Origin of the sequence: Streptomyces catenulae (genome assembly GCF_000718015.1) — a bacterium.
Taxonomy (GTDB): Bacteria; Actinomycetota; Actinomycetes; order Streptomycetales; family Streptomycetaceae; genus Streptomyces; species Streptomyces catenulae.
The window spans coordinates 21,435-32,821 of sequence record NZ_JODY01000049.1 but is presented as its reverse complement, the minus strand read 5'-3'; the positions used below and the strand labels follow the sequence as shown (position 1 = coordinate 32,821).

At 70.9% G+C, this 11,387-nt stretch carries 8 protein-coding genes; 2 read left to right on the top strand and 6 right to left on the bottom strand.

Annotated features, from left to right (window positions below):
• Positions 1-292 precede the first annotated feature (292 nt).
• Complete coding sequence (locus IF23_RS0129230) at positions 293-868, bottom strand: hypothetical protein (RefSeq protein WP_030289023.1); 576 nt, start codon at positions 866-868, stop codon at positions 293-295.
• A 415-nt stretch (positions 869-1,283) separates the two neighbouring features.
• On the opposite strand from IF23_RS0129230, the gene IF23_RS35700 reads away from it, so the two are divergent.
• The gene (locus IF23_RS35700) at positions 1,284-1,421 is read left to right on the top strand and encodes a hypothetical protein (RefSeq protein ID WP_030289018.1); all 138 of its coding nucleotides are present in this window, start codon (positions 1,284-1,286) and stop codon (positions 1,419-1,421) included.
• A 539-nt stretch (positions 1,422-1,960) separates the two neighbouring features.
• Here the strand turns inward: IF23_RS35700 and IF23_RS0129215 are convergent.
• The 3 genes from IF23_RS0129215 to IF23_RS0129205 all read right to left on the bottom strand — a co-directional run bounded on the left by IF23_RS0129215 (position 1,961) and on the right by IF23_RS0129205 (position 4,528).
• Complete coding sequence (locus tag IF23_RS0129215; RefSeq protein ID WP_245655153.1) at positions 1,961-2,839, bottom strand: IS5 family transposase; 879 nt, start codon at positions 2,837-2,839, stop codon at positions 1,961-1,963.
• A 234-nt stretch (positions 2,840-3,073) separates the two neighbouring features.
• The gene (locus IF23_RS0129210; protein ID WP_107127056.1) at positions 3,074-3,871 is read right to left on the bottom strand and encodes an APH(3') family aminoglycoside O-phosphotransferase; all 798 of its coding nucleotides are present in this window, start codon (positions 3,869-3,871) and stop codon (positions 3,074-3,076) included.
• Between the two features lie 81 nt (positions 3,872-3,952).
• Positions 3,953-4,528, bottom strand: a complete 576-nt coding sequence (locus IF23_RS0129205) for a hypothetical protein (protein ID WP_245655152.1) — start codon at positions 4,526-4,528, stop codon at positions 3,953-3,955.
• 213 nt (positions 4,529-4,741) lie between these two features.
• Here IF23_RS0129205 and IF23_RS0129200 point away from each other — a divergent pair, with 213 nt between their 5' ends.
• On the top strand, positions 4,742-6,091 hold the full coding sequence (locus tag IF23_RS0129200) for an alkaline phosphatase (RefSeq protein WP_425423896.1): 1,350 nt from the start codon (positions 4,742-4,744) through the stop codon (positions 6,089-6,091).
• A gap of 78 nt (positions 6,092-6,169) precedes the next feature.
• Here IF23_RS0129200 and IF23_RS35485 read toward each other — a convergent pair whose 3' ends face one another.
• Positions 6,170-9,988 carry a hypothetical protein gene (locus tag IF23_RS35485; protein ID WP_030289010.1) on the bottom strand — a complete coding sequence of 1,273 codons (3,819 nt, stop codon included), beginning with the start codon at positions 9,986-9,988 and terminating at the stop codon, positions 6,170-6,172.
• A 51-nt stretch (positions 9,989-10,039) separates the two neighbouring features.
• Positions 10,040-11,290 (bottom strand): aminotransferase class III-fold pyridoxal phosphate-dependent enzyme, encoded by a 1,251-nt coding sequence (locus IF23_RS0129190; protein WP_078654348.1) that lies wholly within the window; start codon positions 11,288-11,290, stop codon positions 10,040-10,042.
• Positions 11,291-11,387 lie beyond the last annotated feature (97 nt).

Here is an 11,387-nt window from a genome sequence, read left to right as displayed (position 1 = left end):
ATACCCGGTCAACTCCGTTGACCGGTGCCCGAATTCGCTCCGCGATTCGGGCCGGACAGGAATTCGCTCCGCGAATTCCTCAGCTGGCTACGGGGTCGGGGCCTGTCTTTCGGTGTTCCTGAGGGGAGATTGGCGGCCGGTCAATTCCCTGCCAGGGCGGCTCTGCTGGATACCTGATCCCCTTTTCGCTCAGGTATCCATTATAGGTGAATGTCAATTCATTGTGCAAGCCCTGAGCGGTCATCACCGGCCGTCTGAATTCTCCAGACGGCGCGTCAAGAACATTTCGACTTCAGGCGGCGAATCCGATGTTGGTCACGTACTCGTACGCCCCGTAGTCACTGCCCAGATCAACGGTGATGTCGTCGAACCAGGCCCGGTCGAGCCCCTCCTCGTCATTGTCCGCCCACGCCTGCACCACGGCGTCCCAGTGACGCACATTCAGCACCCGGTACGCCACCACACGCTGATGAGGACGGCTGACCTGCGACTGATTGAGCGGGTGAAACTCCACCCGCGTCCCCCGCCCCTCACGGTTGAGACGACCCAGGAGGTAGCGAGCGACGTTCTGCCGACGCACCGTCAAGTAGGCATCCTCGATCCGTGCGAGGTTACGCCGGCTCGGAGTGCGCTTGCCATCGAGCCACGCCTTCAGCGTACGGTCCGTAACCGTCAGCCCCGCCTCCCGCGCAGCCACGCGGGCATGAGCGGAACGCGTCAGATAATGCAGACGCGCCATCAAACCACGGCGCACAGTAACAGGCGTAGCGATGAAACCGGCAAGCTTATCGAGCTGCCGCGCAACCGCCTCATACCCCTTGATGCCCCGGGCACCGAACTTACCGAACTCAATACTCCTATCCGGCACCTGACGCCCCCTCCATTAATCGATATCGCTCCCCACATTCTACGCCAAAAACAGACACCACGAGGAAATCTCGAATTTCCAGCCAAAAAATCTGTACACCCGTCACAGATTCTCAAAAATTCGCCGAATCCCGGGATCGCGAACACAGACCTATGGCCGCTCGAGCTCGTCGGTGAAGGCAACGTCCTCCTCCCGGAGGCCGGGCCCGCGCCGCCAAACCCGCGGCGAGGCACCGCAACGGGCGGCGGGCGTCTGGAGGCCATCGGCGTCACTCCGCTCGCTGAGGCTCCGGCCCCGGTGGAGCCGGACGCGTCCGCGGAGCCATCCACGGCGCCTTCGAGAGGGGTTGCGGCCTGGCGGCAGTAACAAGGCCCGCACGGGCTCTGTGAAGGTCCCCAGGGCCCACGTAGAGGCGTTGCCGGACGGGAGCGAGGTCAAGCTCGGGGTGTTCCTGTCCAACGCCAAGAGCCGCCGGACCAAGCTGACCGTCGACAAGCTCGCCGCGCTCGCCGGCCTCGGGCTGGAATGGGCGGCCACGGAAGGAGCGGCGTGATGACAACGCCGAGGAAGAGCTGTGCGTGCAGGAGGCCGTGCGGCGGCACGGCCGCACCAGGTCCTTCGCGGAGGCGGAGGACGTCATCTCGGCTGTGCTGTCCGGCCCTGGGGTGCGGGAGGCGCGGGCGCGGGTGGAGGCGTCGGAGACGGAGCTGGGCATGGAGTTGTACGCCCGTCTCCAGCCGTTCCAGGACCGCTACGACCAGGCGCGACGCGGAGGGGCTCGCCGGGCTCTGTGGGGGCAAGCACGGCCGCTGGGGGCGGATCTGTGTCCTGCCCGGCGGGCACGAGACCTCGATGGAGGAACCGCACTGGGGCCGCAACAGCGAGGGCCAGCCGATCGTGTGGGTGGGCAGCGCGGAGGCGGGGTGGTCGGGAACTTCGGGATGGTCCGGCTCGTCGGCGGGTGCGGGCAGGGCCAGGAGGGTCTTGCGGGTGACGCGCAGGTTCTCGCTCTCCGCGTCGAACTCGCCGAGCTGCACGGTGAGTTCCTCGATGCGAACGCGGATCCCGGCCGCCAGGTCCGCCAGTTCGCGCTCACGCCTCTCCACGTACTCCAGGACGGCCTTGACCTGTGGGTTCTCGCTCACACGAGCCTCCAGGGGGGAGCGTGGCGTCGGTGAGGCGGCGGGCCATGACGGAGGTCATCGCCCAGAAGACGCGGGAGCGGGAGGAGGCGAGCCGGTGCTCGTAGTCGCGCACGAGGCGGCGGTAGAACATCAAGATCCCGTTCGTCTGCTCCATGATCCACCGCTTGGCCTGCGGGACGAAGCAGACGTCGGCCGGGTTGCGCTCGACGATCTCGACGTCGATGCCCAGGTTCTTGCCGTGGTCGACGACGCTCTTCTTGAACCTCTGGTCGACCAGGGCCTTCTTGACAGTGTCCATCTGGGCGGTCACCCGGTCCAGCAACGCGATGCCGGCGGCGTTGTCGTGCGCGGACGCGGGCAGGACGACGGCCTCGACGACCAGGCCCGACACGTCCACGGCCAGACATCTCTTCCTGCCCGGCACTCTTTTCGAAGCGTCCTTGCCGGTCGTGTCGGCCGGGACGCCGACAGCGGCACGGACACTCTGCGTGTCCATCACGATGAGGCTCGGGTCGGCTAATCGCCGGTTCTTCTCCCGTAGTTGCCACCGCAGCAGGTCGTGGATGGTCTGGTCGGTGCGGTCGTCGCGCCACTTGTAGAAGTAGTACTTCACCGCCCCGGCGGGCGGCAGGTCGTGAGGCAGCAGGCCCCACTGACAGCCGCTGCGGTTCTGGTACAAGATCGCGTTCACGATCTCCCGCATCGGATATCTGCCCTGGTGGCCGCTGACCGACGGATGCGCGGCCTTCCACGCTGTGATCACGGGTTCGGCCAGGACCCACTGCTCGTCGGAGACGTCACTGGAGTACGGATTGCGCATGCCCATGCCAAAACCCAGCGAATCACGGACGCCTGACCGGCAACGATTCCCCAACGTCACACCATTGAGCGATGACAAGCCGGACGGAAGATCACGTACCGCACTCTCACGTCGATGGCGGCCGATCTGGCGGCCAGGTGCCAGTCGGAGGTGTGGAATACGCGTCCCTTCACGGGTGCCTCCAGAGGAACGGCCTGCGGGGCGGCGCGGGTTGCGCCGCCGCGGCCGGCCACACCCCTGTTAGAAGAACTCGTCCAGGAGCTGGTAGAAGGCGGTCTTCGTCGGATCGATGTTCTCCGCGCCGTACCGCTCAACGAAACGCTGCACGCAGTGCGGGCCGAACCACGGGTCCTCCTCGCGCGACAGTTCGCGCATCGCGAGGGCCAGGTCGGCGTGGCGGTCGGCGCGGCCGAGCCGGCCCACGTCGATCACCCCGGTCAGCCTGCGCGTCTCCGGGTCGAGCAGCACGTTGTTGGGGCACAGGTCACCGTGGCAGACGACCACGTCCTCCTGCGGCGGGCGGGCGCTTTCGAGTTCGGCTCGAAGTCGCCATTCCGACCAGCCCGCCCGCTCCTCCTCCAGGTCCCCCAGATCCACCAGGCCCGCCTCCAGGCGGTGCAGCGCCTGCGGGATCACCACGTCCAGGCTCGCGTCGAACGGGCACGCCTCAACGGGCAGTTCGTGCAACTGCCGGGCGACGTCGGCCATCACCTCGGCCACCTCGGGGCGCTGCACGGTGGGCCACTCCTCGGCCGCGGATACGCCCGGCACCGCTTCGGTGACCAGCCAGGAGGCAGTGGCGCCGGAGCCCAGGTCGACGATGCGCGGGACCGGCAGGCCCTGTGCCGTCAGCCATTCCAGGCGGTCGGCCTCCGCCTTGAGGTCGAGGCCGGTGTCCGGCTGGGCAGGGACGAGCTTGACGTACAACTCGCCGGGGCCCGTGAGGTGGTGGACGAAGGCGCCGGAGTCGCCTTCGGTGACCGGCGTCCAGGTATGGCGAGGGTAAAGCTTTCGCACTTCTTCGCTCATGTCGCTCATGGGAGACATCCTGGCCGATGTCCGGGCGCGGCCCTGCGCGTCATGCGGCGCAGGGGCGGGAATGAGCCGTTCCCGCTGCGGTCATGACGAGGCGGCGGACGGCTTTCCCGGGCCATCCCCGCCGTCACCGTCACCGTCACCGCCGTCACCACCACCGCCATCGCCACCGCCATCGCCATCGCCATCGCCATCATCATCGCCGCCGTCGCCCGCCGCGGGTTCGAGGTTCTGCACCTTGCGCGCCTCCTCGACGATGGTCAGCACCGCGTCCAGGGTGGCCGGTGACAGCCCCTCCGCGCGCAGCGCCAGGTTGCGGACCCTGGAGTCGCGGAGCGCGATGGCCAGTCGTAGCTGCGAGTTGACCCGTTCGGCCACGTCCTCGCTGAGGAAGTACTCGGGCGGCACACCGAAGTACTCGGCCAGCACGTCGAGTTGCTCCAGGGTCACGTTCCGCTTTTTGCCGGTGGCCAGCTCCCAGAGGTACGTGCCGGAGATGGCCCCGCCCGTGGTCTCGCGGATCTCCTTGGCGAGCCGGGCGTACCCCGGGCGCTTGCGTTCGTCGGGGTACAGAGTGGCGATCAACTCGTTGAGGCGCTGCCCAAACGCCCGCAGCAGCGGGCGGCCCTCCTGATCGGTTGCCGATGTGTGATCACTCATGCGCCCACCCTGCCTGCGGTTCGGCGGGCGTCGTTGCCCGCAAGGACGGATGACTCTATGCCTTCACGTACGCCCTTGTTTACCTGTTGACGCATGACCGACCAGTTGGCGTACGCTCTCCAGTCAATCTATCCGCTAAAGCTGATGATGCCGTCGGGGCCGCTCGCGGTTCCGCGCGTTCGGAGGTCCAGCACGATGAGAGCAACGGCAACGATCACCCGTTCTTTCCGCCGTCGGCCGGTCTGGGCGGTCGGTGCACTGACCGTGGCCCTGGCGGCCGGCGCCGTCGTGTCCACGACGGCCGACGCCGACTCCGGCGACCGCTCCAAGAGAGCGAAGAACGTCATTCTGCTGGTCGGCGACGGCATGGGCGACTCGGAGATCACCCTGGCCCGCGACTACACGGTCGGCGCGGGCGGGCGGCTGCACATGGACGGCTTCCCCCAGACCGGTACGTACACCACCTACTCGGTCGACGAGCACGGGCGGCCGGACTACGTCACCGACTCCGCCGCGAGCGCCACCGCCTGGGCCACCGGCCGCAAGACCGTCAACTACCGCATATCCAAGACCCCCGACACCGACCGTCCGATGCTCACCATCCTCGAACTCGCCCGCCGCAAGGGCCTGGCGACCGGGTCTGTCACCACCGCGGAACTCACCGACGCCACCCCGGCCGCGATGGCCGCGCACGTCGGCGACCGGGACTGCGAGGGACCGGCCGACATGGAGGCGTGCCCCCGCGACACGATCGGGCAGGGCGGCCTCGGATCGATCGCCGAACAGTCCGTACGGCTGCGGCCGGACGTTCTGCTCGGCGGCGGCCGGCAGCGCTTTGAGCAGAAGATCACCGAGGGTCCGTACGCGGGACTCACCGTGGCCCAGCAGGCGAAGAAGCTGGGATACCGCATCGTGACCGACGCCCGCGGCCTGCGCGCGGCAGGCCCCGGGCAGCCGGTGCTCGGCCTGTTCGCGCCGGAGGACGTGCCCGTGGAGTGGACCGGGCGGCCCGCGGCCCGCGGCGGCACCGAGGCGCAGCGCTGCGTCACCAGCAACCCCCGCCGCCCGGCCGGTACCCCCACGCTGGAGGCGCAGACCCGCAAGGCCATCGCGCTGCTGGAGGCCAAGGCGCGGGCAGGCCGGGACGACAAGGGCTTCTTCCTCCAGGTCGAGGGTGCCTCGATCGACAAGCAGGACCACGAGGCGGATCCGTGCGGCCAGATCGGCGAGACCGCCGCGTTCGACCGTGCCGTCAAGGTCGCCCGTGACTACGCCGAGCGCCACCCCGACACCCTCGTGATCACCACCGCCGACCACGGGCACAGCGGCCAGATCGTGCCGGTGGACGCGGAACCGATGGGTCTGTCGGCCACGCTCGTCACCGACGAGGGCGGCCGGCTCAAGGTCAGCTACGCGACGACGGCCACGCCCGAGGACGGGCAGGAGCACACCGGCACCCAGGTCCGTATCGCGGCCCAGGGGCCGTTCGCCGAGCGGGTGTCGGGCGTCACCGACCAGACGTGGCTCTTCACGACCATCACGGGCGCGCTCGCCCTGCGCTGAGCTTCCTTCCCCGGCCACGCCCCGACACGGGCCGCCCGCGTCCCCGGGGAGCGGCCCGTGCCCTGCGGGCGTCACCCCTTACGGGGCGGGGACGGCGTGGGCCGGGCCGCCGAGGAACACCGGGTGCGTCTCGTCGATCTTCGACCTGATGTCGCAGCGCAGCCGTCCCCCCACCGCTGTCACGGCCCGCGACAGCGCCGCCTCCGCGTCGGCGTCGCACCCGTACGGCACCACCTCCAGATCGGCCACCAGCGGGCCGAGGAGCCCCGCCGTCTCCAGTGCGGCGGCGTGGCGGTGGGCCAGGTACTGCTTGCGGCGGCGGTACGCCTTGGGGGCGCGCAGCGCCGCCCGGGCGAGGTCCGCGGCGTCGGCCGCGGTCACCACCAGGTGCGGGGCGTGGCGCAGCACCAGCGCGGTCAGCGGGTGGCCCGGCCGCCCCCGGCGCAGTGCGGCCCGCAGCGGTGCCCGCAGGTCGGCGCGCGGCAGTACGGCGGTGGCCAGGATGTTCGCCCAGCCGGCCGTGGGACGGGCCGCGAGCGCGTCGAGAGCCGCCCGGGGGTGGCGTGCGGCCAGGACCAGAGCCGTCTGCTGGATCCGGTGGAACACCGTCGTCCAAGCGGCGGGGGCGCTCTCCTCCCGCAACTCCCCACCCAAGGCGTCCAGTTGCTCGACCGCCACGCCGGGGTCCGCGTCGGCCAGGCGCAGCACCGTCTCCCGGGTCCAGGTGTCGGTGCAGAGCATGCTCATCGACAGGGCCAGGGGCAGGGTCTCCAGGGTCTCGTACTGCGCGGAGTCGTCGTACTGGGCGCGGTAGTCCACCAGGGAGGCGAAGACCGCTGCCCAGCGCGGGGAGGCGAACGCCTCTTCCAGGTGGGCGACTTCTTTGGCTGGCACGTACGAGAAGTCGTACGAGCCGTCGAACAGCGTCCGCAGCAGTCCCAGGACGAGCCGCATCCGGGGCAGGTCGAAGCGCTCCGCCCGCCCGGCCGGGCGGGCCTCGATGCGCAGTGTCCACGTTCCGGCCGCCAGCAGGCGCTCGGAACGCAGCGTCACGTCCGGGAACCAGTCGCCGAACCGGGCGAGCAACACCTCGAAGGCGGCGAGCCGGCCGGTCTCCTCCTCGGTGACGTCCGGCTGCTCGCTCCACTCGGCCTCGATCCGTTCGGGCGTGAACAGCAGGCTCGCCTTGTGCAGCGACAGCGGGACGTCCAGTTCGAAGGATTCCCGGGTCAGCCGCAGCAGTTTGTTGCCGCCCCGGCAGAACCGGTCGGCGACCTCGTGCAGTTCGGCCACACCGCTGGGCGCCCGCTCGGCCGGGTAGCGGCGGGTCGTCGCCAGCAGCCACTGGTGGAGGGCGTTGTGGAGCCGGTGCGGATTGGCCGGGGGCGGAGGCGGCGCGGCGGCGTCGGCGGCGCCCTCCAGCACCCGCCGCCACGAGGCGTTCTCCTCGATGGTGTGGTCCTCGGCGGGCGGTCCGGCCTGCCACTGTGCGACCCACATCCGGAACACCTCGACGGCCCGTGCCTCGCGGTCCGTCGGGCCGAACGCCTCGGCCAGCTCCAGCCAGCCGAGCATGATGCCCAGATAGCCCTGGTGAACCACCGGTCCCGGGCGGTCCACCAGCTTCAGGAGGAGGTCCTTGAGCGCGGCGTCATAGGTTTCGATCAGGTCGCAACGGACCAGGTCCAGCAGGATCCGGCCGTCGTCCTCCAGGAGCGGGCCGCGGGCGTACGCGCGGTAGGCGGCGGCCAGCTCGCGGGCGCGCTGCGGCGCGGCGGCGGGATCCGCGGCCGACAGAGCCACCCGGCAGCGCTCCAACGCCAAGTGGCGTGCGGCGAATTCCGGGTCCGCCGAGGCGGCCGCCACCAGGCGGGCGGTCTCACCGGGCGGCAGCGCCGAACGCCGGGCCAGTCGGCACAGCTCCCCCACCGTCTCGGGGTCCTCGAGCGGCAGGGCGTCCAGCAGGCGGACGAGGAGGGCGTCGCGCTCGCGGTCCGCGTGGACGTCAAGGGCGTCCATGGCGTCGGCCAGGGACTCGACCGCGAGCAGCAGGTCCAGGGCCGCGTCCATCCCGACGGCGGAGTCCGCCAGGGCAAGGACCGGCGGCAGCAGGCGGAGCAGGACGGTGTCGGAGATCCCGTCGCGGCCGTCGATCCGGGCCAGAACGACACTGAGCCGTGCGTCCGGCCGGCCGGTGGCCGCCTTCAGGCTCCCGGCGCCCAACAGGCGGGCGCAGCGCGGCAGGACGCCGGTGACGTGCCCCGGCGCCCGGGCGGCCACGAGACCGCGTACGTACCCGGCGGCCTCGTCCGGAACGGCGGACACCACCCGCGCCGGATCGGCGCCCAGGGCGAGCGCGGCCCCGGCCGCGCGGGCCACGAACGCCGGGGACGCCACCGCGTCGCCGTCGCGCAGGTGGCAGTCGGGGTCGGGCAGGAAGCTGCGCGTCACCAGGCGTTCGCGTGCCATGGGAGACAGGTGGGCCGCCGTCCGCAGCTCCTCGTACCCCGGCATGGCGGACGGTTCCGGCCGTCGTCCGTCCGCCAGGTCCGCCGCCGCCGGCGCGCAGGACCGCTCGTCGAACAGCAGGCGGCAGCCGGACGGTACGGCGGCGACCCGGCGCGGCACGGTACGCGCCCGGGGCGGGTGGCCGGCGCCGAAGTAGCAGCGTTCCGCCCAGGGGTCGGCCAGGACGTAGGACGCCGACTCCGGCACGTCCTCCGCCCGGCAGCGCAGCACGGCCACGCCGTACTGGCGGAACATCACTGCGGCGTGCTCGGCCGGGCTGCCGCGCTCGACCAAGACGTGCCCGGTGGCGGCCCGCTGTGGGGCGTCCAGCCGCAGGTACTGCGCCCACGCGTCGTCGAGGCGGCCGGCGGCGAGGAATGCGGTGGCCGCCACCCGGCGCGGCGGGACCAGCAGGTCCACCGGGCGTCCCGGGTGGCTGTCCTCCCAGCTCGCGCGGTCCTCGTCGGTGAGTACCCGCACGGTCGGGGCGGGGTCGAACGCAACGGCGGGGCGGACCTGGACCAGTCGCGCGGCCCGCACCCGTACGGTCCGCAGCAGCTCACCGCGCCACAGCGGCGTCGCGCCGTCGCCGGACAGCCACACGACGCTGTTGTCGGTGCCGTCCAGGCGCTGGGCGGAGGCGAAGCCGAAGCCGAGGGAGAGCTGCCCGACGACGCCGCCTTCTTGCTTCCGTTCGGTGAGGCTGGTGACGGAGACGGTGCCCGCGTCGGTCTCCAGGACCCATTCGCAGTCCAGGCGCGGCATGCCGAAGTGGTCGTGCAGGGCGGCCAGCAGGCGGGCGACGCGCTCGGTCTCCGTGCGGTCGAGGAGCGGGATCTCCTGCGGGGCGGGCGGCGGCCCGGAGGCGGAGGCGTCGACGAGAGGCTGTACGAAGGCCGGGATCGGCCCGGGACGGAAGTCCGGGTCGGTCAGGCGCTGCTGGGCCACGGCGTGCTCGCCGTAACCGCTGAACACCACGGCCGCCACGATGCCGGGCAGGTCCGCGGGCCCGGCGCACACCAGACTGTCGTAACCGCCCGCGTTGATGTTGTCCTCCTGGTCCTCGGCGCCCGAACTGCGCACGATCCAGGGGGCGGGGCCGCAGGTGGCGACGACGTCGTCGGACAGTCCGGGCCACCGATTGCGCAGGAATTCCGCGTAACCGGTGATGAGTTCCGTCGCGTCGTCCTGCGGGGATGTCTCGTCGGTTTCTCCGCCGAAACTGGGGACGGTGTCCAGGAATTCCCGGGCGGTCCCGTCCGATAACGGGAAGACCGGCAGCGCGACGGAGGTGAACCGGGGGTGGGTGGAAAGTTCCAGGAGCCGGGCGTATTTCGCACCGTATGCGCTTTCCGGGTCTGCTGGCGTATGGTTCGACGGCCTGTCCATGGGAATGGCTCGTGCCCTTTCGTGTCGGCGGGTGCGGGTGGCGCGTGGCGGTCAGTCGTCCAGGAGCCGCTCGACCCACTCCCGGGTCCGCCGCGCGTCGCGCTCGGCCTCGCGCAGCCCGTCCATGACGCTCCATGCGGCCAGGTAGCGGGCGTCCTCACCGACCGGTCCGGCTCCCGCGAACGGCGCGAGCCGGTCGCAGACGCGGGTGAAACGCGTCCGCGCGTCCGCCAGGACGTCCGGCCCGAAGGCCGCCGAGACGGCCTGGTTGTCCCCCCGGTAGAACAGCAGCCCTTCTTCCTCCGCCGCCTTGTAGAGGGCCTTCTTGACCTCGCGGGTGGCGGGGACGAACTGGAAGAAGGTGCCGTCGCCCGCCACCTCCACGGGCAGCGAGGCCGCGTCGAGCGCGGCGCGCGCGTGCTCCACGAAGCGGTCGCCCGTCTCCCGCACGGTGCGCTGCGGCAGTCCGGTAGCCACCCTGGCGAGGGTCTGCTCGGCCGCGGCCAGCACCGTGGGCTCGAAGAAGGAGGTGTAGGAGATCTCGCGCAGCGGCTTGAGCAGGGTCCGCGAACCGCCGACCGCGGCCGTCGGGAAGCCGTTGGCGATGCCCTTGGCGGCCACCCACACGTCCGCGTCCAGCAGTTGCGCGGTGGACAGGCCGGGCCCGTAGCGCAGCCCCACCTTCACCTCGTCCACGATCAGCGGGACCGCCGCCTCGGCGAGCAGGGCGCGCGCCCGTTCGTACCAGCGCGGGGAAAGGTGCATGTGGTCGGGGGAGATGACCGCGGCGGCCACCCGTTCGCGGTCGCGCAGCAGGTCGGCCAGGGCGTCAAGGTCGAAGAAGAAGTCGATGACGCCGTCCGCGTTGGGCTCGAACGGGGCCTTGGCCGGGGACCACATCGGGTCGTAGCCGTGGTAGCCGGCGCTCAGGACGAGGGGGGCGCCCACCGCCTCCCGTACCGCGAGCACCGCCGCGCGCACGGCCGAGGTGCCGGTGCGGAAGAGGCCGACCACCTCCCCGCCGCACAGCTCAAGGAGCCGGGAGACGACCGTGTCCAACAGTGGGCTCCAGCCGGTGGCGGTGCCGAGCGACCCGGTGGCCGCGCGGGCGACGGCCTCGGCGATCTCCGGGTCACCGTGGCCCAGCAGGACCGACCCGCGGGTGTTGTCGAAGTCGATCCAGCGCTTTCCCGCGTCATCGGTCACATAGGCACCCTCGGCCGAGACGAATACGCGGGGATTTCCCTCCGCATTCCGCGGACAGGTGGGGATTTCGGCCAGGGTCGCAAAATTTTGAGTCATCGTCAGCCTCTTTCTCGATGCACTGTTGAACGTGGATGGACGACGCGTCCACAGTCATTTCCGGCCGGTCGTTCCAGAGATCGGACGGAAAATCGGA